The organism is Streptomyces hilarionis (assembly GCF_024539675.1).
GTDB classification, from domain to species: domain Bacteria; phylum Actinomycetota; class Actinomycetes; order Streptomycetales; family Streptomycetaceae; genus Streptomyces; species Streptomyces hilarionis.
The window spans coordinates 1-24,480 of sequence record NZ_JAHHIT010000140.1 but is presented as its reverse complement, the minus strand read 5'-3'; the positions used below and the strand labels follow the sequence as shown (position 1 = coordinate 24,480).

Genomic DNA, 24,480 nt, shown 5'->3' with positions numbered 1-24,480 from the left:
GGCGGGGAGGCCGGGCCGGGTGGTCGCCGGGGGCGTGGCAGCGGGAGCGGCGGCGGTGCCGTGGACGGGGGCGACGGCTGCCGTGGGGCCGTGCTTGCGCCGGGCCTTCTCCGCCTTCTTCTGCTCGTAGGCCGCTTTGCGGGCGGCCCGCTCCCGCTCGCGCTTGTCCTTCTTCGACTCGCCCTGGGGGCGGCTCTCGCGCGGCGGCAGCGACGGGACGGCGGCCTGGCCGGCCCGGGGCGTGCTGCGCACCCAGGCGGCGGCGACCTGAGCGCGGGCCGCGTCGGAGGGAAGCTGCTGGGGCTGGTGGCCCTGCGCGGCGCCGGGCTGGGCCTGCTGGGCCTGCTGGGGCGCGGAGGCCTGCCAGGCCTGCTGCGGTGGCTGCTGGGAGGGACCGAAGGGCCCGGGCTGCCCCGAAGGCTGGCCTTCGCCGACCGCGCCAGCAGGGCTGTTGTGGTCTGTCATCGAGTCGGTTACTCCAGCGAGTCGGTTCCCCGTCCGCCTGGGCGGGGCACGGCCGCACCGCACGACGGGCCCTGGCCATGCCAGGTGCGCTGGCAGTCTGACAAAGACCTGTCACCGGACCGCCGCCGCTTTCCTCGCCGGGAGTCCGGGAATTCCCGGCCGTGCGCCCTCGGGGAAACGCGCCGGGAAAAGTGTCAGGGACACGCCTGGCGGGGGAGGCGTCGCCCGGCCCCGCTCCGGGCGCACAATGCGCTGGGCGCAGGCGCCCGACGTGCGCCGGGTTCCCGCCCGGCGCCCCCATGGAACCGACGGACCCGGCGAAGGACGAGAGTTGACCGACCACCACGGGCGCCCCCAGCAGCCGAACCTCCCGAGGCAGCCGCGGGCCGAGGAGATCCCGCTCCAGGCGCCGCCGGTCCAGCAGGCCCCCGCGCCTGCCGCGCCCGCCGCGCCGGCCCTCCAGGCGGCCCCCGTCGCCGCCCCCGCCCCCGCCACGGCCGCGGCCCCGGCCCCGGTGCCGCAGGTCTTCCAGGCGGAGCGCGCCTGGGTCGACGGGTACGAGCCCGGCGACCCCTGGCAGGCCCGGCTGTGCGTGGAGACGCCGTACGGGACCTTCGCGTACGCCCTCACCCCGAACACGATCCCCGAACTGCTGGAACCGATGGTCCTGGTGGCCCAGGAGCAGCAGGGGCTGCCGGTCGGCTTCGGCGAGGAGCGCGAGCCGGAGTTCGCCGAGGGCGCGGACGAGGACGAGGGGCAGCAGGCGCCCGTCGCCGGCATCCACGGCGGCCGCGCCGCCCGTCTGACCGGCTGGGCCGTCGTGCACGACCTGTGGGAGCGCGAGGATCCGACGGCGCGCATCGTCATGGGCGCGATCGTCGTCGTCCTGCTGCTGCTCGGTATCGTCCTGACCTGATCGCGCGAACACCGCAGACCTGTCGACGGAGGCACGATGACCAGCACCGAAGAGGCCTCCAAGGAGCCGGAGTTCTACTTCGCGGACGTCTTCGTCTTCGTCTCCGACTACCTCGCCCAGATGATCCGGCGCCGCGTCAACGGCTCGTCGGCGACCTGGTGCCCGAGGTGGTGGGAGCATCCCGAGGCCGGGGCGCGTCTCTCCGCGCTGTGGCTGGCCTGGGAACACCTGCGCCAGGACCCGGCCCTCGGCATGTCGACGTGGTGGCTGCACCACGCGGACCCGCATCTGCGGGTGCTGATGGACGCGGACGGCGGCCCCTTCGCGGCCTGTTCGCCCAAGGACGGGCACACGGCCTACCCGTTCGATCCGCTGCCGGTCGACCCGCGCCCGGAGTGAGCGCCGGGCGAAGACGCGCCGGCGCGGCCGGTTTCCCCGTCTTTCCCGCCGCCCGCCCCGCGTCTTTCCCCGGCGGGAATTCTCCCGACTCCGCCCTTGCGCCTCCCCCTACCGTGTCCCGGTCACCCGCCGTACCGGCTCAGCACAAGGGAGGCGCGGAAACGTGGACTTGCCTGCGGAGAACAAGCGCACCGGGCTCCTGGCCCTGGGAGTGCTCGGGTTTCTCCTGATCGCCGTACTCACCGTGTTCACCGTGTTCGACGGAGACGGGAGCGGCGACGGCGGCGACGACAAGGGCGGCTCAGCGGCGCCCGCCGTCACCCCGGGCGGCGGCGACGCGGGCTCGGACGGGCAGGGAGCCGGCGCGGACCAGCAGCAGGGCAAGGCCGTCGCCCCGATCGTCTCGGCCTCCGAGGCGGCCGAGGCCCATGCCGTGATGGTCCGGTACATGGCCGGCCTCACGACGTACGACCACTCCGCCCGGGCCGGGACCTGGGCCGCTCCCCTCCTGCGTCTCACCACGGGCGACGCGCGGATGAAGCAGTCGACCGCGCTGCCCACCGGCAAGGAGTGGGCGACCTGCCGGGCCGCGCAGTGCTCGTCCGAGGGCAAGGCCGTCGTGCGGCGCGACGCGCTGGTCTCCGACGATCTGGTGCGCGACAGCGGGCGTTCCCTGTCCAGTCTGGTCGAGGTGACGGCGGTGCACACCGCCAACGGCCGGAGCACGACCGAGTCCAATCAGTGGCTGGTGACGGTCAGGGAGGCCGACGGCGACTGGCTCGTCTCCGGCTTCGACGTCTTCGGCCTCGGCGACGTGGGCGCGTCCGACGACTCGGGGGCGTGAGCGGGCATGGTCGCACCGGCGGTGCTGGCCGCAGCGAGCAGGGCGGCGAAGGTCGCCAAGGCCGCCAAGGCCGCGAAGGCGGCGGCGCAGGGAGGCGGCGGGCAGAGCGGCGGGGGCAAGAAGAACGACAAGAGGTGGATGTGGCTGGCCGGCGGCATCGGCTGCCTGCCGGTCGCCGGGGTCGGCACCCTCGTCCTGGCGCTGCTGGGAGGCATGATCGGCGGTGTGGGCGCCGGGGCCGCGGCCGCGTCCTGCGACGACTACGCCGACAACGCCAACGCGGGCAACACCGGTGACGCCGCGGCCACCAACCCGGTCATGCCGGCCGGCAAGACGTACATGCCGAGCACGGCCGCGCGCAACGAGATACCGCCGAAGATGATCCTCGCCGCGATGCGCGCCGCCGCCCGCTACGACGGCCTCGACTGGACGCTCATCGCCGGGCAGATGTACCAGGAGACCAAGTTCGGCCAGGACAAGTCGGCCGCGCCCGGCGGCGCCAACTCCCTCGGCTACATGGGCATCCTCCAGTTCGGCAAGCCGGCCTGGACGGACTACGGCGCCGACGGCAACGGCGACGGCGACAAGGACCTCTACAACATCGACGACGCGGCGTGGGCCGCCGCCAACTTCCTGCACGCCCAGAAGGCGGAGACCGCCCCCTTCAAGGCGCTTCAGACCTACTCCGGCTCCACGGCCTCGAACACGATCTACCCGCGCGTGGTCCTCACCCAGGCCGCCCGCTACCGCGGGGTGCTCACCGGCGACCAGGACCTCGTCAAGCGCTGGTACGCGCACCTGAAGGAGACGGTCGAGAAGAACCCCGGCTTCCCCACCCTCGGGCAGCGCTCGGACATCCCGGAGCCGGTCGGCAACGACGCCCAGCCCGGTTCCGCGCTCAGCGTCAAGGCGGCCCCGGCCCGCTCCTGGTCGACCCCGCCGCTGGACGGCGACGACGGCGGGACGACGACCGCGATGTCCCTGGCCGCGTACAGCGGCGCGACGGGCGGCGACGGTGCGGCCGTCCACGCGACGACCGTGTCCTTCCCGCTCGCCAAGGAGCCCGCCACCGGCAAGGACTGGCAGTGGCCCATGAAGCAGGGCACCTACACGGTCGGCACCCCGTACCACCAGAACGGCCGTATGTGGAGCCTCGGTTACCACACCGGCCTCGACCTGGTGGCCTCCAGCGGCACCCCGATCTACGCCCCGGCCGACGGCAAGGTGATCCACGCCGGCCCCGGCGGCTCGTACGGCAACATGACGAAGATCGAGCACGCGGGCGGGGTCGTCACGCTCTACGGCCACCAGACCACCCTCAAGGTGTCCGTGGGCCAGACGGTCAAGCGCGGCCAGCAGATCGGCACGGTCGGCGCGACCGGCAACGTCACCGGGCCGCACCTGCACTGGGAGGTCCTCGTTCCCGGCGTCGACAACCCGTTCGTGGGCGGCCAGGACCAGGGCCCCGGCATGGTCGACCCCGCGGGGTGGATGCAGGGCAAGGTCACCGCCAACCCCGACTACGGCACCGTCCCGGGATCCGACGAGGACAGCAGGGACGCGCAGTACGCCGACTGCGCCGAGAACAACGGCGGCGCCGCGGTGGCGCCGGACGGCGCGGGCGCCTCCGGCGTCCTGCCCGACGCCGACGACCCGGTGATCCGCGCGGTCCTCGGCTGGGCCCAGCGCGGCATCGGCGTCCCCTACGTGTTCGGCGCTCCCCGTCTTCAGGGCGAGAGCCCCACCAGCTTCGACTGCTCCAGCTTCACGCAGTGGGCGTACTACATGGCCAGCGGCGGCAAGATCGACATCGGCACCACGACGTACACGCAGGAGCCGTACCTCAAGAAGTACGAGGTGCCGCTCTCCCAGGCGCAGCCCGGAGACGTCATCTTCTTCCGGCCGGAGGGCAACCACTCGGGCCACGTGGGCCTCGTCTGGGACCCCAAGGGCCACAAGATCATCCATGCGCCGCGGCCGGGCAAGTCCGTCGAGTTCAGCAACTGGGACTACCAGGACAAGATCACCGGCGTGTACCGGGTCCCGATCCCCAACGGCACGAACGCGGTCGAGGGCGACGGCCGTTCCGCCGCCGAGGGCGCCTGACGGCAACGCCCCGCCCGCCCGCCGGGCGACCACCCGGGCCTGACCGGCGCCGGCCGGCTGCCGGAGAGATCTCGAAGGAAAGGACGGACCCGCGGGTGACCGCAGAACAGCAGAAGAAGCCCCGCGCCGAGGACGACTGGACGTTCGAGATCGTCATCGCCGTCGCGGTGGTGCTCCTCGTCGGGGCCGGCGCCTGGTTCGCGGCGAAGGTCGGGGCCGGGTACGCCGACGCGCCCGCTCCGCCGTCGAACCCGCTGAGCTTCCTGGTCGAGGTGGCCAAGGGCGACTACACCTGGCCCGGATCCGCGGCCAGCGCCGTAGCGGCGGGCGAGGCGGTCGTCGTCGGCGTCCTCGCCCTGGCGGCCCACCGGGTGCGCCAGCGCCTCACGGACAGGCCGACGGTGGACGGCGCCGCCCGGCACCTCGCGAAGGGCGAGGAGCTCGGCAGGCTCACGATGAAGGGCGCGGCCGCCACGGCCGAGCGCCTGGGCGTGCGGTCGCGCACGCCCGGCGTGTTCATCGGACGGTCCGTGAAGGGACGTCAGCCGCTGTTCGGCTCCTACGAGGACATGCACATCGACATCTGGGGGCCCCGGACGGGCAAGACGACCCGGCGTGCCATCCCCGCCATCCTCGACGGGCCCGGCGCGGTCCTCGTCACCTCCAACAAGCGCGACATCGTCGACGCGACCCGCGGACCGCGTACCGCGCGCGGCCCGGTGTGGGTGTTCGACCCGCAGCAGGTCGCGCAGGAGGAGCCCAGCTGGTGGTGGAACCCGCTGTCGTACGTCACGGACGTCGCCAAGGCCCGCAAGATGGCCGACCACTTCGCCAGCGGCTCGCGTGACGCGAACGCCTCCACCGACGCCTTCTTCGACCCGGCCGGCCAGGACCTGCTCGCCAACCTGCTGCTGGCCGCCGCCTGCGCCAAGGCCCCGATCACGCAGATCTACACCTGGCTGTCCAACCCCAGGGACGACACCCCGGAGCGGATCCTGCGCGGCGCCGGGCACGCCATGTCCGCGGACGGGCTGGCCGGTGTGGTCAACGCCCCGGACAAGCAACGCAGCGGGATCTACGGCGTCGCCCAGCAGATGGCGTCGTGCCTGGTCAACCCCGAGGTCAACCGGTGGGTGACGCCGCCCGCCGACCCGTACGCGGGGGAGTTCGACCCGCACGCGTTCGTCCGCGGCGGCGGCACCCTGTACTCGCTCAGCCGGGAGGGCCGCGACTCCGCCGGACCGCTGGTGACGGCGCTGACCGTGGCCGTCGTCGAGGCCGCCGAGGAGTACGCCACCACCCAGCGCGGCGGTCGCCTGCCGCTGCCCCTCGTCGGCGTCCTCGACGAGGCCGCGAACGTCTGCCGCTGGCGCTCGCTGCCCGACCTGTACTCCCACTACGGCTCGCGCGGCATCATCCTGATGACGATCCTTCAGTCCTGGGCGCAGGGCATCGAGGTGTGGGGGGAGCGCGGCATGGAGAAGCTGTGGTCCGCCGCGAACGTCCGCGTCTACGGCGGCGGAGTCTCCGACACCCGCTTCCTCGGCGATCTCAGCGAACTGGCCGGCGAGTACGAGCTGCGGGAGTACCAGACCAGCCGGGAGTCGGAGTTCGGCGGCTGGTCCGGCAACCGCGCCCTCAGCGAGTCCACGCGCCGCGAACGCGTCCTGCACGTCTCCGACCTCGGCGCGATGCCGCCCGGACGGGCCCTCGTCCTCGCCTCCGGCACCAAGCCGGTGCTCGTGGAGACGGTCCCCTGGTGGGAGGGGGCGTACTCCGACGAGGTGCGGGCCTCGCTGCGGAAGTACGACCCGGGGGCGCGCTGACGGCAGCGGCGCACCGCTTTCCGCGCCCCCTGCCCGCGTCCCCGACCGCGTGGCGGGTCAGCCGCCCGCCGTGGTGCGACGGCGCCTCCCGGACCGGGCCGCCGCACCGCCGACGGCCAGCAGGACGGCGGCGAGCGCGCCGTACCGGACGGGGCCGCCCGGTCCGGTGGCGGCGAGCGTGCCGTTCGCGCCCGGGAGGTCGGTGGCGCCGCCGGCCGCGCCTCCCGTGACCGCGGCCGCGGAGCCGGACCCCGACCCCGACGCCGACGGGGTGGCGGCGACCGGGGCGGAGGCGGACGGCGGGATCGTCGGGGTGGGGGAGGCCGGCGTCGGGGGCTCCGCGCTCGGCGAGGTCGTCGAGGTCGTCGGGCGGGCCGGCCCGACCGTCACCCGGGTCTCGGCGCCGCCGAACCCCCAGGAGTCGCCCATGGAGTACAGGACCTCCAGCGGGACGACCGTGTCCCCGGCGATGTCGCTCCTGTCGCCCAGCGAGAAGTACAGCTTGAGGCTCTGGGGGCCCGAGGCGGAGCCGAAGCCCGCGGCGACGGCGGGGAGTTCCCACTGGCCGTTGCCCGTCTCCTCCACCCCGACGATCCTGCCGTCGATCTCGGCCTCGAGGACGAAGTCCGGGTCGCCGCCGCCGCGACGGAAGTCGTGGGCCGCCACGGTGCGGGTCAGCTCCGCGGGGAACTCGCCCGGACCGGTGAACGTGGTCCGCAGCACGAGTTCGGCGCGCCGGCCGGGCCGGACGACCGTGCCGCTCTTGTGCTCCCACGCCACGGTCAGCCTGCCGGGCGCGATCGCCGGGTCGGTCCTCAGGACCGCCGTGCTGTGGGCAGGGTCGCGCCCGACGTCCCCCAGCAGCGCGTCGGCGACCAGGGTGAAGTCGCCGTCGGCGGTGGGGTACGAGGCGCCGAGCCCGACCGTCACCTTCCAGGTGAACGCGCTCTTCGCCGGGATCGAGAAGCTGGACGCCGCGTCTCCGGCGGCCGGGAAGAACCGGCCCTGGAACAGGCCGTCCTGCCGCCCGACGGCGGACCTGGTCGGCGGGGCGTGCACCGCGCTCACGTCGAAGACGACGGAGTCCTTCGGCACCGGGCTCGGCCCGTCCGGCGTGCCCGGCAGCCAGGCCGCGAACGGCTGCGCCCGGTCGGAGGAGTTCGTGACGGTGAGGATCATCGACTCGGTCGCCCCGCCGCGTACGAGCGGCCCGCCGGGGCTCGGCGCGCCGAGCGTCATCCGCAGCGCGTGCCCGCCCGGGGCGCCTGCGGCCACCGTGGCGGCCGGGACGAGGGCGACGCCGGCCATCGCGGTGACGACGGCGGTCGCGGCCACGGCGCGGCCACGGCGGGCGGCGACGGAACGAGCGGTCATGAGGAGTCCCCTCCGAGGAATCGACGCGGAAGTACCGACGCCCGGCCGCCCACCGGCCGAAGGGCGAACGCGAGGGCGGCCGGGAACCGTTCGCCCGGCTCTCGCCCGGCTCTCGCGCGCTCCCCGCAGGCGTGCGGTGCCCTCATCCTCGCCCGCCGCCCCGGCCTGATCAATCGTCGCCGCGTCCCCGGCCGTCGCGGCAGGCCCGTCGAGGACACGACCCGTGGCCTACGCCGTCGCCTGCGAGATGTCCCGCCGCCTTTCCGGGCGCTTCTCCGGCGGGCTTCCGCAGGGTTTTCGCAGGGTCTCCGCGCCGTCTCCATGCGTCTTCACCCGCTGAGCGGAGCGTGATGTTGCTACTTCGTTAAGTAGTTCCGCTTGACGTCGGAGGTCGGTCCCGCGTTGTCTTTTTCAGACACCTGGGTCACCATGCCGCACCCATGCCCGTACTGCATCGATTGCACCGATTGCACCGAACGCACCTGAAGTGAGCCCCCGAATGCGTCGTATCGCCATAGCCGTGGTCGCCTCCTCGATGTCCCTCTCGCTCGCCGGCTGCGGGATGCTCGGGGCGTCGGAGACCGGGGCGGACGCGACACCGACCCGGACCGACGACATCACGGTGGGCGTGCTGATGCCGGAGGAGACGAACACGCGCTACGCGGAGTTCGACTACCCCATCATCAAGCGGAAGGTCGCCGAACTCACCGACGGCAAGGGCAAGACCGACTACGCGAACGCCGCCGCGTCGACGGAGAAGCAGAGCACCCAGATGCAGCGGATGATCGACGACAAGGTCGACATCATCCTGCTGGACGCGGTCGACTCGAAGGCCATCGCGCCGATGGTGCAGAAGGCCAAGGACGCCAGCATCCCCGTCATCGCCTACGACCGCCTGGCCCAGGGCCCGATCGACGGTTACGTCTCCTTCGACAACGAGCTGGTCGGCGAGGTCCAGGGCCGCACCCTCACGGAGGCCCTCGGCACCGTCAGCCTCGCCGACAAGATCATCATGATGAACGGGTCGCCCACCGACCCCAACGCCGCCCAGTTCAAGCAGGGGGCGCTCAGCGAGCTCAGCGGCCGGGTCACGATCGCGAAGTCGTACGACACCGACAAGTGGAGCCCGGAGGCCGCCCAGGCCAACATGACGCAGGCGATCGAGGCGGTCGGCAAGGGCAACATCGCCGGCGTCTACTCGGCCAACGACGCCATGGCCGGCGGCATCATCAAGGCCCTGGAGTCCGCCGGCGTCAGCGCCGGCGACCTGCCCCCGATCACCGGCCAGGACGCGGAACTGTCGGCCGTGCAGCGCATCATCGCCGGCGAGCAGTTCATGAGCGTCTACAAGCCGTACCCGGCCATGGCCGAGGCCGCCGCCCAGGCCGCCGTCGCCAAGGTCCAGGGCCGCGACATCCAGTTCGACGCTCTCACCCGCGACAAGGTCGACAGCCCGACGACCAAGGGCATTCCGGCCAAGCTGGTGACCGTCGTCGCGCTGAAGAAGGACAACATCAAGCAGACGGTCATCGCGGACGGCATCTACAAGGTCTCCGACATCTGCACCGCCAAGTACAAGGCCGACTGCCAGGCCCTGAAGCTCAACTGATCCCCCGGCAGCGCGTCACCGGCCCCCGCGCCACCGGCCTTCGCGCCGGTCGCTGTCACGCCCGCCGCCGCCCGGCCCGCCGTCGCGCGACTCGCAGGCCGCGCACACCCTTGTCGCGTGCCGCCGACGGCCCCGGAACCCCGGCCGGACTCCCCCGTGGCCCGGCCGGGTCGGTTCCGCTTGCTCCCGGGTGACGTGCCCCCGGGGGGTAAGCGGAACCCACCCTGCACCCCCGCGAGGGCCCCGCACCACCGTCAGCTTGTTGCAGTGCCGGGGGAGGAGGCCGGGAGGAACCCCTACAGAAGGGTGTTTTTCGACGGCCCTGGCCGGAGGAGCCGTGTTGCGGAGCCGGTCCCGGCCGCGCATAGTTGCGCTCCGGAAGAGGCGTACGGCGGGGGTGGGATGGGCGATGGCCGGGCACGGGACGGAGGAGCATCCACACGGTGCCGACCGACTGTGCGAGGTGGGGGACCGCGTGTACTCCCGGGCCGTACGACGCGGCCGGGTGGCGCGGACCGACGCCGAGCCGGTCCCGTGTCTGCTTGAACTGGCCCTGCTGCACCCCGACCCCGACGACATGGACTGGCTGGTGCCGACCTCCCCGCAGGAGGTCATGACCCGGCTGCTGCGCGGCCTGCACGACGAGGTCAGCCAGAGCCAGCGCCGGGTGGGCTCGGCCGTCGCCGCCTTCGAGTGGTACGCGGGGCTGGGCGGGCCGGAGCGGGCGGCGGCCGGCGAGGGCGCGGCGATCCGCGTGCTGGACGGCCCCTCCCGCATCCAGGCCGCGCTGGACGCGGCGACCGAGGCGTGCACCACCGAGGTCCTCACCGTGCAGCCCGGCGGCATCCGGCGCGAGCACGAGCTGTCGGAGGGCCTGCACCGCGCGCTGGAGCTGCGCGGCCGGGGCGTGCGCATGCGGGACCTGTACAACCACGTCGCCCGGCACGGCCAGGGGCTGCTCAACTACCTGGAGCTGATGGGCGACACGGTGGAGGCCCGCACGCTGGACGAGGTCATCGACCGGCTGATGCTCTTCGACCGCACGGTCGCCTTCGTCCCGGCCAACGCCGACCGGACGATGGCCCTGGAGCTGCGGCACCCGGCGCTGGTCTCCTACCTGGTGACGGTCTTCGAGCGGCTGTGGCGGCTGGCGATCCCGCTCACCGCCCCGCTTCCCGACCCGCGGGTCGAGGGCGTCTCCCACCGGGAGCAGTCGATCGCCGCCCTGCTGGCGGAGGGGCACCAGGACGCGGTCATCGCCGAGCGTCTGGGCATCAGCGTGCGCACCTGCCGCGCGCACATCGCCCGCCTCTCGGAGACCCTGGGAGCGGCCAGCCGCACCCAGTTGGGGGTGCGGATCGCCCAGGTCGGCCTCGACCGGCCGCCCGACGAGGCGGCGCCGGGCATCTCCGCGGGCGTCCCGGCCCCCGCCCCGCCCACGGACGCGTCCGTGGGCGCCTGCGGCGCCTGCGACACCTCCGACACCGCCGTCGGCGCCTCCGCCGAGGCGTCCGCCGGCTTCTCCGCCGACGCCGCCGCTCCTCCTGCGCCCGCCGCTACCCCTGGTCCCGGCCCTGCGTCCGGCCCGGCTCCGGCGCCCGGCGCTGTTCCGGGTCGAGAATCCCCGACTGCCCGATGAGGTAGCCGAGTTGGGCGCGGCTCTCGCTGCCGAGCGTGGCGGCCAGCTTGGCGATGTGGACGCGGGCGGTGCGGACGTTCATGCCGAGCCGGTCGGCGATGACGGCGTCCGTGTGCCCTTCGACGAGGAGGGCGGCGATGGCCTGCTGCCGAGGGGTGACGCCGCCCCTGGACGGCCGCTGGACGGCCTGCGGGAACATCGGCGTGGCCAGCCGCCAGAGGCGGTCGAACGTGGTGGTGAAGTACGTCAGGAGGGCCGGGTGGCGGACCTCCAGGGCCAGGCGGCCGTCCTCGCCGGCGGGGATGAAGGCGACCGCGCCGTCGATGACGATGAGTCGGCCGGTGACCTCGTCGAGGGTGCGGGCCTGCGCGTCGCCCCGCAGCTGCTCGTAGCGGGCCAGGACGAGGGGCTGGTGGCGCTGGGTGTGCTGGTAGAGCGTGCGGATCCGGCAGCCCCGGTCGAGCAGGGCCTGGTCGCGGGCCATGGCGACGGCGTGGGCCGTCTCGCCGCGCGGCCCGCTGTAGTGGACGTGGGGCTGGACGCAGAGCACCTCGGTGGCCGCCTCGGACGTCGCCTCGGTGATGGCCTCGTTGATGCGTTCGGTGCCGCTGAGGAGCCGCAGGGAGACGGGCTCGGTGGTGGCCGTGCGGGCGCCGTCGATGCGCATGAGGGGCTCGAAGAGCGACGCGAGCCGTTCCTCGCGGCGCCGCTCCTCGGCGATGCGGGCGCCCGAGGAGCGCAGCAGCCGGTGCAGGACGACGGCCGGCGCCACGGGCTCCAGTTGGGCCAGGTCGTCCACGACCGGGTGCAGGAGGCCGACCGACAGCAGACAGGGGGCCGCCGCCTCGGCGTCCTCGGTCTTGACGCGGCCGTCGCGCAGGGCCTGTTCGTAGAGGCGCAGGCCCGCGGTGCACAGGTCCTCCACGCCGTGGTGGGCGTGCGGCGGCGCGTTCACTGCGGTTCCCCCTGATGTCTTCTTCGTTTTCCGGGCGGGTCACGGCTCCTGTTTGAGGATCCCCGACTGGGCTATGAGGAAGCCGAGTTGGGCGCGGCTGCCGCTGCCCAGGGCGGTGGCGAGCTTGGCGATGTGGGCGCGGCAGGTGCGCACGTTCATGCCCAGCCGGCGCGCTATCGCCTCGTCGACGTGTCCCTCGACGAGCAGTTTGGCGATGGAGTGCTGGATCTCCGTGATGCCGTCGGGCGCGGTCTCGTAGGGGGCGCCGGTGGCGAGCGGGACGGCACGGCCCCACATGAACTCGAAGACCTTGATCAGGTAGCGGACCAGTCCCGGGTGCCGCAGTTCGAGGGCGACCTGGCCGTCGTCCCGGGTGGGGATGAAGGCCACGGTCTCGTCGCAGATGATCAGCCGCTCCACGAGTTCGTCGATGGTGCGGTACTCCACCTTGCCCTCGGTGAACTGGGAGACGTAGGCCAGCGTCTCCGGGCTGTAGCGGGCCGTGTGCTGGTAGAGCGTGCGGATGCGGCAGCCGCGGTCGATGAGCGGTCTGTCGCGCTCCAGCCCCTGGACCAGGGTGTGCTCGAGGCGGCGGCGGCTCGGCTGGACGGTGAGCATCTCGGTCTGGCACTGCGAGGTGGCCAGATCGAGCGCGGCGTTGATCCGGTCGATGCCCTCCAGCACCGTGATCGAGTGTGTGGTCGGCGTCGGCTGGGCGCTGAGGGTCATGAACGGCTCGAAAGCGTCGGCGAGTTCCACCGAGAGCCGCCTGCGTCGGGTGATCTCGCGTTCGATCGGGTTGAGCAGCTGGGACAGGGCGATCGACGGGGGTACCGGGCGCAGCCAGTTCGCGTCGTCGGGGTCCGCGTGGAGCAGGGCGAACTCCATCAGACAGGGAGCGGGCTCCACGTCGGCCCGGGCTATGCGGCCCGTCCGAAGAGCGTTCCCGTAGAGACGGCGACCTTCCTCGCACAGCTCAGTCGACGCATGAGGATGTGTCTGCTTTGTCTCATTTTTCGTCAAATCTCCACCCCCCAGGGTCCTGAACGTGCAGGAACATGATGCATCGATTGTGTGGCCATGACGTGCCCGAATGGGCCATCGTCGTAGTCGACGGGGGAGAGGTGACCTTCAAATGAGGACGAAGCCGACTATGCATAAGAGAATGCTTCGCTCGGCGCTTGCCGCCGCCTTCTCCGCAGCGCTCGCCTTCGGAGCGCTGAGCGGTCTCGCGGGCACGACGGCCGACGCGGCGCGCGACAGCACGTGGAGCCCGGGCGCCGACACCGTCGCCGTGGCCGGCGACAGCACCTGGGTCGCCCCTCGTGACAGCACCTGGGTCGTCACGGCGGCAGACGTGCCGGGCGACAGCACCTGGGTGGCGCCCGGCGACAGCACCTGGGTCGCCCCGGGCGACAGCACGTGGGTCGCCGAGTCATGACCACGCCACCCGACGACCGCTCCTTCCGCCGCGAGATGGCGACCGCCTACCGCTCCGGCTGGCACTTCATCGACCTGGTCACCGCCATCCCCCACAGTGGTGACTCGTTGATGGTGACCGTGTTCGGCGAGCCGGTGGTCGTGACGCGCGACGAGGACGAGGACGTACGGGCCTACCGGTGCCTGCGCAAGCCCCGAGGGGCGCCGCAGCCCGTGCGCTGTGCCATCCGGTACGGAATGATCTTTGTGAACCTGGACCAGCGGGACCACCGGCTCGTCGAGCCCGACGTCCCGACCGTGAAGACCATCTCAGCCACCCCCCGCAGTGCCTGACGCGATTCCCCCGTCGTAACAGATCGCTCAGGCGCTTCCCCCCGCAGCGGCGTCACCGTGACCTGAACACGGTGACGCCGCTGCAGTTTGCGGGGACATTTCCGGTTATGGACCTGGTTGAGCCTTGGCCGGAAATCGACGGGAGCGAATCCGGTCAGGCGCCCCGCTTGCGCCCCTCGCGCGCCTCACACGTCCCTCACAGCTCCCTCACGACACCTCCGGAGGTCCCTCACGGATCCCCGGCCCTTCACGGCTTCCCGCCCCGCGCGGATCCCCCGTCCCCCCTCGGGGCTCCCGTCGCCCGGGTCCGGCCGCGACTCGGCCGCGACTCAGCCGCGGCCCATCGCGCGGGTCAGCTCGATCTCGATCACCACGCGCGTGGGATTGGGGCCCGGCGTGCGGCCGTAGCGCACGGCGTAACGGCGTACGGCGTCGGCGACCCGTTCCGGCTCCGTGCGGACGAAGGCCCGGCCCTCCAGCGTGGCCCAGCGGCCGCCGGCCACCTGGCACACCGCGACCCGGGCGCCGTCCGGGCCCGCCGCCGCGACGTTGCGCGCCTTGCGGCTCGCCCCGTCGGTGATGACCCGGGCCAGCCGGTCGTCCGGGTCGTACGTCACGCCGACCGGAACCACGTGCGGACTGCCGTCCGGACGTGGTGTGGTCAGCGTGCACAGATGGCGTTCCTGCCAGAAGGCGAGATACGGCGCGTCCGGGGCGCCCGGGTCCTGCGGGTATGCGGCCATGGTCGGAACTTAGTGCGCCGGAAGACCCCCACGCACACCTTGAGCGGAATAGACTCAACTTTGTGTACGCTGACAGAGTCAGTACGGGAGAGGCTGACGCAAGGAGGAGACAGCGAACGTGGACGCCGAGCTGACCAACCGGAGCCGGGACGCGATCAACGCGGCCAGCAGCAGGGCCGTGTCCCAGGGGCACGCGGACCTCACCCCCGCCCATCTGCTCCTGGCTCTGCTCCAGGGCCAGGACAACGAGAACATCGTCGACCTGCTCGCGGCCGTCGACGCCGACCAGGCCGCCGTGCGCGCCGGGGCCGAGAAGGCGCTCGGCTCGCTGCCGAGCGTGGCCGGGTCCACCGTCGCGCCCCCGCAGCCCAACCGCGACATGCTGGCGGTCGTCGCCGACGCGCAGAGCCGCGCCCGCGACCTCGGGGACGAGTACCTGTCCACCGAGCACCTGCTGCTCGGCATCGCCGCCAAGGGCGGCCCGGCCGCCGAGGTGCTCACCCGGCAGGGCGCGACCGCGAAGAAGCTCCAGGAGGCCTTCCAGAAGGCCCGCGGCGGGCGCCGGGTGACCAGCGCCGACCCCGAGGGCCAGTACAAGGCCCTGGAGAAGTTCGGCACGGACTTCACCGCCGCCGCCCGCGAGGGCAAGCTCGACCCGGTCATCGGCCGGGACACCGAGATCCGGCGGGTCGTGCAGGTGCTGTCCCGCCGCACCAAGAACAACCCGGTCCTCATCGGCGAGCCCGGCGTCGGCAAGACCGCCGTCGTCGAGGGCCTCGCCCAGCGGATCGTCAAGGGCGACGTGCCCGAGTCCCTCAAGGACAAGCGGCTCGTCGCGCTGGACCTCGGCGCGATGGTCGCCGGGGCGAAGTACCGCGGCGAGTTCGAGGAGCGCCTCAAGACCGTCCTGGCCGAGATCAAGGACTCCGACGGCCAGATCATCACCTTCATCGACGAGCTGCACACGGTCGTCGGCGCGGGCGCCGGAGGCGACTCCGCGATGGACGCCGGCAACATGCTCAAGCCGATGCTCGCGCGCGGCGAGCTGCGCATGGTCGGCGCGACGACCCTCGACGAGTACCGCGAGCGGATCGAGAAGGACCCGGCGCTGGAGCGGCGCTTCCAGCAGGTGCTGGTGGCCGAGCCGACCGTCGAGGACACCATCGCCATCCTGCGCGGGCTCAAGGGCCGCTACGAGGCCCACCACAAGGTGCAGATCGCGGACGCGGCCCTGGTCGCCGCCGCGACCCTGTCCGACCGCTACATCACCTCCCGCTTCCTGCCCGACAAGGCCATCGACCTCGTCGACGAGGCGGCCTCCCGCCTGCGCATGGAGATCGACTCCTCGCCGGTCGAGATCGACGAGCTCCAGCGCTCCGTCGACCGTCTGAAGATGGAGGAGCTGGCCCTCAGCAAGGAGACCGACGCCGCCTCCCGCGAGCGCCTGGACAAGCTGCGCCGCGACCTCGCCGACCGCGAGGAGGAGCTGCGCGGCCTGACCGCCCGCTGGGAGAAGGAGAAGCAGTCCCTCAACCGGGTCGGCGAGCTGAAGGAGAAGCTCGACGACCTGCGCGGCCAGGCCGAACGGGCCCAGCGCGACGGCGACTTCGACACCGCGAGCAAGCTGCTGTACGGCGAGATCCCGACCCTGGAACGCGACCTGGAGGCCGCGTCCGAGGCCGAGGAGGAGGCCGCGAAGGACACCATGGTCAAGGAGGAGGTCGGCTCCGACGACATCGCCGACGTCGTCGCCTCCTGGACCGGCATCCCGGCCGGCCGCCTGCTGGAGGGCGAGACGCAGAAGCTGCTGCGCATGGAGGACGAGCTGGGCAAGCGGCTCATCGGCCAGGCGCAGGCGGTCCAGGCGGTCTCCGACGCCGTGCGGCGCTCGCGCGCCGGCATCGCCGACCCCGACCGCCCGACCGGCTCCTTCCTCTTCCTCGGCCCCACCGGCGTCGGCAAGACGGAGCTGGCCAAGGCTCTCGCCGACTTCCTCTTCGACGACGAGCGGGCCATGATCCGCATCGACATGTCGGAGTACGGCGAGAAGCACAGCGTCGCCCGTCTGGTCGGCGCGCCCCCCGGCTACGTCGGCTACGAGGAGGGCGGCCAGCTCACCGAGGCGGTGCGCCGGCGGCCGTACAGCGTGGTCCTGCTGGACGAGGTGGAGAAGGCGCACCCGGAGGTCTTCGACGTCCTCCTCCAGGTCCTCGACGACGGCCGGCTCACCGACGGCCAGGGCCGCACGGTCGACTTCCGCAACACCATCCTGGTGCTGACGTCCAACCTGGGCAGCCAGTACCTGGTCGACCCGGTGTCCACCGAGGCGGAGAAGAAGGAGCAGGTCCTCGAGGTGGTGAGGGCCTCCTTCAAGCCGGAGTTCCTCAACCGGCTCGACGACCTGGTGGTCTTCTCGGCCCTGAACAAGGACGAGCTCGGCCGGATCGCCCGCCTCCAGATCGACCGGCTCGCCAAGCGGCTCGCCGAGCGCCGGCTCACCCTGGAGATCACCGACGCGGCCCTCGCCTGGCTCGCCGACGAGGGCAACGACCCGGCCTACGGCGCCCGGCCCCTGCGCCGCCTGGTCCAGACGGCCATCGGCGACCGGCTCGCGAAGGAGATCCTGGCGGGCGAGGTCAAGGACGGCGACACGGTCCGGGTGGACGCGTTCGGGGAGGGCCTGATCGTGGGCCCCGCGACGGGCAAGGAGCTGTAGCCCCCCGCGGGCCCGCGACGTCCGGGCAGGCCGTCCGGCCACGAGTGCCCGGCGCCCGCCCGGGCACTCGTCAGGGCGTCCGGGCCCGCCGTCGGGTCACGTCGTGAACGCCGAGTACCGCACCCGCGCGGTCTCGGCGTTCTCGTACGTCACGCTGACGTGGACGTAGTAGGCCTCCGTGCCGGGGCGCCCGGTGACGTCGAGCTGGAAGCAGCGGGCCGCGTCCTGGCCGCAGGTCGCGGTGCCCGGGCCGCCCGGACCCGGCGCCCCGGGATAGGCGTCCTTCAGCCAGGCGTCGACGCCCGCGCGCGGCATGCGGAAGTCGGCCTGGTAGTTCGTGTCCAGCCAGGACTGCACCGTGCAGCGCGCGTCCCGCACGCCCGCCGGCAGGCCGGCGCCGCCGAACGCCAGCGCCTCGGCGCAGTCGACGTTCCTGAGCCGCGTCCCGTCCGTCTCCGCGTCGTCGCCCAGTGCCCACACGGCGATCAGCGCCAGCAGGCCCGCCACCAGGAACACGGGCAGCGCCAGGATCGCCGCCACCACGCCCCACCGTGTCCGGCCCCCGGCCGGCGCCGCCCGCCCGGCCGCCTCGCCGGCCACCCCGCCGCCCGCCTCGGGCCGTCCGTCCGTTCCGCTTCGCCCGTTCGCCATGCGATTCCCCTCCGCCCGTCACCGCCCCTTGGTACAACAGGCCGGATCCTGTCAGCTCAGGGCTGACAGGGCCCGGCGGGGGTTGCCACCCCCCTCCCCGCATGGGGGAGGATGGCGGGATCCGTACGAAGGGAAAAACACGGTGACCATCGACCCGTCCTCGATTCCGAATTTCGGGGGCCAGCCCGAGCCGCAGCCCCAGGGTGGACCGGCGGGCCCCGTCGTCCCGGATCAGGATCTCGTGAAGCAGCTCCTCGACCAGATGGAGCTGAAGTACGTCGTCGACGACGAGGGCGACCTCGCGGCGCCGTGGGAGGAGTTCCGCACGTACTTCATGTTCCGCGGCGAGGGTGACCAGGCGGTCTACTCGGTGCGGACGTTCTACGACCGGGCCCACAAGATCGACGACAAGCTCCAGCTCCTGGAGTCGATCGACGACTGGAACCGGCGCACCCTGTGGCCCAAGGTCTACACCCACACCCACGACGACGGCACCGTCCGCCTCATCGGCGAGGCGCAGCTGCTGATCGGCGCCGGCGTCAACATCGAGCTGTTCGTCTCGTCGACGGTGAGCTGGGTGCGCGCGGCCATCGAGTTCGACAAGTGGCTGGTCGAGCAGCTGGGCCTGGAGTCCGAGGTCGACGCCGCGGAGACCAAGCCCGAGGAGGACGACGAGTAGGTCCCCCGGGACCTGCCCGCCCCCCCCCACGCCGAGAGGCGCCCGTCCACACCCCGTGGACGGGCGCCTCTCTGCGTGTCGTCAGACTGCCAGCGCCTTGAGGCGGTTCACCGCCTCTTCCAGCACACCCTTGCGCTTGCAGAAGGCGAACCGGACGAAGGGGGCGCCCGCCTCGCGGTGGTCGTAGAAGACGGCGTTGGGGACGGCGACGACGCCCGCGCGTTCGGGCAGCGAGCGGCAGAAGGCCAGGCCGTCGTGCTCGCCGAGGGGGCGGATGTCGGTGGTGACGAAGTAGGTGCCGGCCGGGCGGAAGACGGCGAACCCGGCCTGCGTGAGCCCCGTCGCCAGCAGGTCGCGCTTGGCCCGCAGGTCCGCGCGGAAGGCGTCGAAGTGGGCGTCCGGCAGCGCGAGGGCCTCGGCGACCGCGTACTGGAACGGACCGGAGGCGACGTACGTCAGGAACTGCTTGGCCGAACGCACCGCCGTGACCAGCGCGGGCGCCGCCGTCACCCAGCCGACCTTCCAGCCGGTGAAGGAGAAGGTCTTACCCGCCGAGCCGATGGTGACGGTGCGCTCGCGCATCCCGGGCAGCGTGGCCAGCGGCACGTGCTCGGCGTCGTCGAAGACCAGGTGCTCGTACACCTCGTCGGTCACCACGAGCAGGTCCCGCTCCACCGCCAGCTCGGCGATCGCCGTCAGCTCCGCGCGGGTGAGGACCGTGCCCGTCGGGTTGTGCGGGGTGTTGATCAGCAGCAGCCGGGTGCGGTCGGTGACCGCGTCGCGCAGCTCGTCCAGGTCGAGGCGGAAGCGGGCCCGCTCCGGGTCCGGGCGCAGGGTGACCGGCACGCGCGCCGCGCCCGCCATGGCGATGCAGGCCGCGTAGGAGTCGTAGTACGGCTCCAGGGCGATCACCTCGTCGCCCGGCTCCAGCAGGGCGAGGAGCGAGGCGGCGATGGCCTCCGTCGCCCCCGCGGTGACCAGGACCTCCGTGTCCGGGTCGAAGGCCAGGCCGTAGCGGCGGCGCTGGTGGTCGGCGATCGCCGTGCGCAGCTCGGGGACGCCCGGACCCGGCGGGTACTGGTTGCCGCGTCCGTCCCGCAGCGCCCGCACGGCCGCCTCGCGGATCTCCTCGGGACCGTCCGTGTCGGGGAACCCCTGGCCCAGGTTGATCGCGCCGGTCGACGCCGCCAGCGCGGACATCTCGGCGAAGATCGTCGTCCCGAACTCGGCGAGGCGACGGTTGAGCAACGGGCGCGCGGTGGAGGTCATGAGCGTCATCCTGCGCCGAAGCCCGGCGGTTCCTCAACCTCACCGGCCCGGCGCCCCGGGGTGGGGGCGAAGCCGCCGCGGGCCGGGCGCCCGGGCGGACCGCCGACGCGGGAGCGCCCCGCGACCCGCGCCACCAGCCTTTCGACGTCGGCCGTCCGCGCAGGTCAGGGGCCGTTGCCCGGGCAGAACCCTCTGAAGTTCCTCAACTCTGCTTTGGCCGCGGAGGCGGACGGGCATCCCCCGTTCACGTGGCGCTCAGGCACCGCGCGAGGCGCCCACGGGGGGTTGCTTCGGGGGACTCGGAAGGAGGGTGACGCCATGGTCTTCGGCATCATCCTGGCGGTGATCGCGATCGTGTTCGTGGTGGCCATGCTCGCCAACGCCGGCCGGCGCGGCGTCGCGAAGTCGCACCGCGGCGGCCGCTCGCGCGGCACATCCGGCGGCGGGGCGGCCGCGGGCAGCTGGTGGGCCGGCGGGGGAGACGGCGGCTCCGGCGGCGGCGGCCACGGGGGGCACCACGGCGGCCACTCCTGCGGCGGGGGGCACTCCTGCGGAGGCGGGTCCTCCTGCGGGGGCGGATCCTCGTGCGGAGGAGGCGGCGGATGCGGCGGAGGCAGCTGACACGGGGCAGCTGAGCTCCCCGCGGGGGAAGCCGCATCCGGACCGCGGGGCCCGCCGCCGACCACGGGCCCCGCGGTCGCACCGGGTCGAGACCGGCGCATGCGCGTACCCGTGTCCGGGGCTTTCATGTGGGGCGCGCGGGCGCACGACGCCTCGCCCGGCGCACGCCATTGTTGAACAATTGAGCTGTGTAGCCCCCTGAGGGATGGAAACCCCACGAAGTTGGGTAAAAACGCTGTGGCGGCTCCGCAGTTCATGATTCCCTCTAAACCACCGACGCAGCCCTTCGGACCCTCTTCGGACGTGCCGAGCCAGCGACACTCCCAGACCGGGCTGACCGGGGCCGTCTCCCGGTGTCGTCCTGGGTGCGCCGGACCCACCTCCTCATCATTTGCTTCTCCGCGGAGCCGACCCATGCTCACGACCCTGAACACCTCCTACACCGACACGCGCGCAGCCGATCTCGCCTGGGCCCTGGGGCGCGAGCCGCTGCCCGCCCTCGCCACTCTCGATCTCGAACTGTCAGCGGCCAAGCTGCAGTTGCGACTTCTCGGCGCCTCGCACCAGGTGCTGCTGGAGGAGGAGCAGGGCTCTTGTTCGGAGACGGTGGCCTGCATCCCCGGCAGCAGCACCCCCCTCCCCCTGGGCGTCGCCAAGCGGGTGGGCGACTGGGAATACGAGTTCGCGGCACGCGTCGAGGTGCTCTCGCCGGGGCAGTTCGCGGGCCGCGCCCAGGAACTCCTCGCCCTCGTCTCCGAGCACCCGCACGGCCTGGCCGGCGTCTTCCCGGGCAGCCCGCACGCCTTCACCGCACTGCTCGTCCAGCGCCAGGAGGGCCAGGTGCACTGGCGCACCTGGCACGCCTACCCGCAGGACGGGCAGTTGGTGGCGACGCGCACCAGAGTGGGCATCCGGGCCCGCTCGGGCGACCCGGTCCCGTTGACGGCGACCTAAACGCACAGCGCCGCAAACAGCGGCGAAATCCACACGTGTGGGTGACGAAGGGTGCCTGCCCCGTAACGTAACGTCGCAGTCGTGATCGAAGCGCCCGCCCCAGCGCCGCCCGGCGCCCCGCCGTCCTGGCGGGGCCCCGCGCGGCTCCCCGTCCGGCCGGACACCGGGCGGTTCCTGGTCCTCGCGTGCGTCTTCGTCTGCGCCGCCTGCGGTCTCGTCTACGAACTCGAACTCGTCGCGCTCGCCTCCTACTTGATGGGCGACTCCGTCACCCAGGCCTCCGTCGTGCTGTCCGTCATGGTCTTCGCGATGGGCATCGGCTCCCTCGCCGCCAAGCGGCTGCGTCGGTTCGCCGCGGCCGGCTTCGGCGCGCTGGAGGCGGCCCTCGCCCTGGTCGGCGGATGCAGCGCCATGGCCCTGTACGCGGTGTTCGCCTGGACGGGCGCCTGGGGCGGCCTGTGGGCCAACGGCCCCCGCGTCCTGCTCGTCGCGTTCTCCCTGGCCATCGGCCTGCTCATCGGCGCCGAGGTGCCGCTGCTCATGGAGCTCATCCAGCGCATCCGCCGCCAGGACGCGGGCGGCGCGGTGGCCGACCTGTTCGCCGCGGACTACGTGGGCGCGCTCGTGGGCGGCCTCGCCTTTCCCTTCCTGCTGCTGCCGTTCCTGGGCCAGTTGACGAGCTCGCTGCTGACCGGCGCGGTCAACGTCGTGGCGGGGGCCGCCCTGGTGCTCGGCCTGTTCCGCCGCGACCTCGGCTGCCGGGCCCGCGCCCTGCTGCTCGTCGCCAACGTCACCGTCCTCGGCGTCCTCGCCTCCGCCGCCGTCCTCGTCGACGACTTCGAACGGGCGTCGCGGCAGGCGGTCTACGGCGACGACGTACGGGTGGCCGTGCAGACCGGCGTCCAGGAGATCGTCCTCACCGGCGGGGTCGGCGGCCGCCCGCTCGACCTGTACCTCGACGGCCGTCTGCGCGTCGGCGGCCGCGAGGAGCGGCGCTACCACGAGGCGCTGGTCCACCCGGCGATGAACGGCCCCCACGCGCGCGTGCTGATCCTCGGCGGCGGCGACGGACTGGCCGCCCGCGAGGCGCTCGCCCACCCCGGCGTCCGCCGCGTCGACGTCGTCGACCCCGACCCCGGCCTGGTCCGGCTGGCCCGCACCGATCCCGCGCTGTCCGGCCTCAACGGCCACGCCTACGGCGACCCGCGCGTCCACGTCAACGCCGCGGACGCCTTCCAGTGGCTGCGCGAGGCGTCCACGGCGACGTACGACGTGGTCGTGGCGGACCTCCCCGACCCGGGCATCACGGCCAGCACCAAGCTGTACTCGCAGGAGTTCTACGGTCTCGCCCGGCGCGCCCTGGCCCCCGGTGGCCGCCTCGTGGTGCACGCGGGACCGGTCGCCACCCGGCCGCGCGTGTTCTGGACGGTGGAGGCGACGCTGCGCGCGGCCGGCCTGCGCACCGCCCCCTACCGGGTGGACGGCCGCGCGGCCGGCTTCACCGCGGGCCCCGACCGCACCTCGGACGCCGCCCGCGCGCCCCGCGACTGGGGCTTCGTCCTGGCCGCCGCCGACGCCCGCCCCCCCCTGCGCCTCGACCCGCACGAGCGGCCCCTGCGCACCCTGACCCAGGCCGCGCTCACGGCCGACGGCCGGGCGGCGGACGGCACGCGGGTGACGGGCGCACGGGCCTCCACGCTGGTGCATCCGCGCTACTGACGTGCCGCGGCCCGCCGTCGGCGCCCCCGCGGGGCGACTGCCATGGGCCGGCCGGCGGGCCACGGGCGCACGTACCACCGGGCGGGGCGCGACGCGACGGAATCCCGGTTTCACCGGGTGCTTTCCCGTGCGGGCTGGGTAGGCTCCGCACTCATGGAGCATGAGGTGTTCGTTCCGGTTCCGGCCGAGCGGCTGACGGCGGCCCTCGCCGATCCCGCGCAGGTGGCCCGGGCGGTCCCCGGCCTCCAGCAGGACGCCGGCACCGAACCCGTGGCCGGGCGGCTGAAGGTGCGGATCGGCGGCCACACCATCACCTACCGGGGCGCCGTACGCGTCTCGCCGCGCGAGGACGGCGGCTACGCCGTGGAAGGCGACGCGACCGAGGCCAGGGGCGGCGGCTCCGTGAAACTCGCCCTCACGCTGCGGCTGCGCGACGCCGACGGCGGCGCGACGCTCCGCTTCGAGGGGACGGCCACGGCGGACGGCCGGGTCACGGAGCTGCCGTCGGAGGCGGTCGACTCGGCGGTCGCCCGCCTGCTGAACCGCTTCGCGGGAAACCTGGGCGCGCGCTCGGCCGAGGACACGCCGAAGACCGGCCCGGCGCCGGCCCCCGCTCCCCAGGCCGGCCCGTCCGGGAAGCCCCCCGGCGAGGCGGAAACCGACGGCGGCACGGAGGGGCGCGGGACGGACCAGGCCGCAGCCGCAGCGGAAGCCGCAGCAGGGGCCGACGACGCGAAGACCCGGCAGGCCCGGGACGCCGCGGCCGCTCCGGACGGCGTGGACGGCGGTGACCCGGGCGACGCCGGCGACCTGGACGACGTCGACGAACCCGCCGTCCATGAAAACGTCGAGGACGCCGAAGACGTCGAGGAGCTCGAGGACGTCTTCGAGGCGGAAGCGCCCCTGTCGGGGCTGGACGGCCTCACCGGTCCCGAAGAGCCGGCCGCCGAGGCCGCGCACGCGCGCCGCACGATGATCGGCCGCAGCGCGGAGGAGGTGGACCACGCTCCGCCGCGCGGGCGCTACGCGCCGGTCCCGGCCCCGCAGACCGTCGTCCCGAACAGCACCCTGCGCTGGGCCGCGCCGGCGGCCGCCCTGGTGGTCGCGTCGGCGATCGTGGTCGGCAGGGCGCTGCGCCGCCGGACCTGACGGCCCCGCGGCGCCCGTGGGCGGCCCCCCGGGCCCGGCGGGTCGCCGTCACACCCGGCTCCCCGCCCGCCAC

The 24,480-nt window shown here is 73.4% G+C and carries 20 protein-coding genes and 2 pseudogenes; 15 read left to right on the top strand and 7 right to left on the bottom strand.

The features are described 5' to 3' along the window. Positions 1–465, bottom strand: a pseudogene (locus KMS84_RS29095) (hypothetical protein); the annotation flags it as partial. Between the two features lie 331 nt (positions 466–796). On the opposite strand from KMS84_RS29095, the gene KMS84_RS29090 reads away from it, so the two are divergent. The 5 genes from KMS84_RS29090 to KMS84_RS29070 all read left to right on the top strand — a co-directional run bounded on the left by KMS84_RS29090 (position 797) and on the right by KMS84_RS29070 (position 6,556). After that, positions 797–1,381 (top strand): hypothetical protein, encoded by a 585-nt coding sequence (locus KMS84_RS29090; RefSeq protein ID WP_256919448.1) that lies wholly within the window; start codon positions 797–799, stop codon positions 1,379–1,381. A 36-nt stretch (positions 1,382–1,417) separates the two neighbouring features. Beyond that, positions 1,418–1,780 (top strand): DUF4913 domain-containing protein, encoded by a 363-nt coding sequence (locus KMS84_RS29085; RefSeq protein ID WP_256919447.1) that lies wholly within the window; start codon positions 1,418–1,420, stop codon positions 1,778–1,780. Between the two features lie 163 nt (positions 1,781–1,943). After that, positions 1,944–2,624 (top strand): hypothetical protein, encoded by a 681-nt coding sequence (locus KMS84_RS29080; protein WP_256919446.1) that lies wholly within the window; start codon positions 1,944–1,946, stop codon positions 2,622–2,624. Positions 2,625–2,630: 6 nt separating this feature from the next. Continuing rightward, positions 2,631–4,730, top strand: a complete 2,100-nt coding sequence (locus tag KMS84_RS29075) for a peptidoglycan DD-metalloendopeptidase family protein (protein WP_256919445.1) — start codon at positions 2,631–2,633, stop codon at positions 4,728–4,730. A 95-nt stretch (positions 4,731–4,825) separates the two neighbouring features. Continuing rightward, positions 4,826–6,556, top strand: coding sequence for a type IV secretory system conjugative DNA transfer family protein (locus tag KMS84_RS29070; protein ID WP_256919444.1), 1,731 nt, complete (start codon positions 4,826–4,828; stop codon positions 6,554–6,556). 57 nt (positions 6,557–6,613) lie between these two features. On the opposite strand, the gene KMS84_RS29065 is transcribed toward KMS84_RS29070, so the two are convergent. Continuing rightward, positions 6,614–7,930: a hypothetical protein gene (locus KMS84_RS29065; protein WP_256919443.1), complete on the bottom strand. Its 1,317-nt coding sequence runs from the start codon at positions 7,928–7,930 to the stop codon at positions 6,614–6,616. A gap of 499 nt (positions 7,931–8,429) precedes the next feature. Here KMS84_RS29065 and KMS84_RS29060 point away from each other — a divergent pair, with 499 nt between their 5' ends. Next, entirely contained in the window at positions 8,430–9,539 is a 1,110-nt protein-coding gene (locus KMS84_RS29060) for a sugar ABC transporter substrate-binding protein (protein WP_256919442.1), read from the top strand. 409 nt (positions 9,540–9,948) lie between these two features. Further along, positions 9,949–10,968, top strand: a pseudogene (locus KMS84_RS29055) (helix-turn-helix transcriptional regulator); the annotation flags it as partial. A gap of 127 nt (positions 10,969–11,095) precedes the next feature. Here the strand turns inward: KMS84_RS29055 and KMS84_RS29050 are convergent. Both KMS84_RS29050 and KMS84_RS29045 read right to left on the bottom strand, forming a co-directional pair. After that, entirely contained in the window at positions 11,096–12,133 is a 1,038-nt protein-coding gene (locus tag KMS84_RS29050) for a helix-turn-helix transcriptional regulator (protein WP_256919441.1), read from the bottom strand. A gap of 39 nt (positions 12,134–12,172) precedes the next feature. Beyond that, positions 12,173–13,156 carry a helix-turn-helix transcriptional regulator gene (locus KMS84_RS29045; protein WP_256909760.1) on the bottom strand — a complete coding sequence of 328 codons (984 nt, stop codon included), beginning with the start codon at positions 13,154–13,156 and terminating at the stop codon, positions 12,173–12,175. Between the two features lie 142 nt (positions 13,157–13,298). Between KMS84_RS29045 and KMS84_RS29040 the strand changes: the two genes are divergently transcribed. Further along, positions 13,299–13,574, top strand: a complete 276-nt coding sequence (locus tag KMS84_RS29040) for a hypothetical protein (RefSeq protein WP_256919440.1) — start codon at positions 13,299–13,301, stop codon at positions 13,572–13,574. Beyond that, positions 13,571–13,906, top strand: coding sequence for a Rieske (2Fe-2S) protein (locus tag KMS84_RS29035; RefSeq protein WP_256919439.1), 336 nt, complete (start codon positions 13,571–13,573; stop codon positions 13,904–13,906). The genes KMS84_RS29040 and KMS84_RS29035 overlap by 4 nt, the downstream gene beginning before the upstream one ends. A 329-nt stretch (positions 13,907–14,235) precedes the next feature. Here the strand turns inward: KMS84_RS29035 and KMS84_RS29030 are convergent, their stop codons facing one another. Further along, entirely contained in the window at positions 14,236–14,649 is a 414-nt protein-coding gene (locus tag KMS84_RS29030; protein ID WP_256919438.1) for a pyridoxamine 5'-phosphate oxidase family protein, read from the bottom strand. Positions 14,650–14,767: 118 nt separating this feature from the next. Between KMS84_RS29030 and clpB the strand changes: the two genes are divergently transcribed. After that, a complete protein-coding gene (gene clpB, locus KMS84_RS29025) occupies positions 14,768–17,365 on the top strand; it encodes an ATP-dependent chaperone ClpB (protein WP_256919437.1) in 2,598 nt (865 codons plus the stop codon). A gap of 96 nt (positions 17,366–17,461) precedes the next feature. Here clpB and KMS84_RS29020 read toward each other — a convergent pair whose 3' ends face one another. Then, on the bottom strand, positions 17,462–18,016 hold the full coding sequence (locus tag KMS84_RS29020) for a hypothetical protein (RefSeq protein ID WP_256919436.1): 555 nt from the start codon (positions 18,014–18,016) through the stop codon (positions 17,462–17,464). A gap of 142 nt (positions 18,017–18,158) precedes the next feature. Here KMS84_RS29020 and KMS84_RS29015 point away from each other — a divergent pair, with 142 nt between their 5' ends. After that, positions 18,159–18,695, top strand: a complete 537-nt coding sequence (locus KMS84_RS29015) for a type III secretion system chaperone family protein (protein WP_256919435.1) — start codon at positions 18,159–18,161, stop codon at positions 18,693–18,695. 81 nt (positions 18,696–18,776) lie between these two features. On the opposite strand, the gene KMS84_RS29010 is transcribed toward KMS84_RS29015, so the two are convergent. Then, positions 18,777–19,973: a pyridoxal phosphate-dependent aminotransferase gene (locus KMS84_RS29010; protein ID WP_256919434.1), complete on the bottom strand. Its 1,197-nt coding sequence runs from the start codon at positions 19,971–19,973 to the stop codon at positions 18,777–18,779. 309 nt (positions 19,974–20,282) lie between these two features. Between KMS84_RS29010 and KMS84_RS29005 the strand changes: the two genes are divergently transcribed. From KMS84_RS29005 to KMS84_RS28990, 4 genes are all read left to right on the top strand, one after another. Then, complete coding sequence (locus KMS84_RS29005; RefSeq protein ID WP_256919433.1) at positions 20,283–20,585, top strand: hypothetical protein; 303 nt, start codon at positions 20,283–20,285, stop codon at positions 20,583–20,585. Between the two features lie 414 nt (positions 20,586–20,999). Further along, positions 21,000–21,539, top strand: a complete 540-nt coding sequence (locus KMS84_RS29000; RefSeq protein ID WP_256919432.1) for a DUF2617 family protein — start codon at positions 21,000–21,002, stop codon at positions 21,537–21,539. A gap of 81 nt (positions 21,540–21,620) precedes the next feature. Beyond that, positions 21,621–23,258, top strand: a complete 1,638-nt coding sequence (locus KMS84_RS28995) for a polyamine aminopropyltransferase (RefSeq protein ID WP_256919431.1) — start codon at positions 21,621–21,623, stop codon at positions 23,256–23,258. A 153-nt stretch (positions 23,259–23,411) separates the two neighbouring features. After that, a complete protein-coding gene (locus KMS84_RS28990; protein ID WP_256919430.1) occupies positions 23,412–24,407 on the top strand; it encodes an SRPBCC domain-containing protein in 996 nt (331 codons plus the stop codon). The last annotated feature ends 73 nt before the right edge of the window (positions 24,408–24,480 follow it).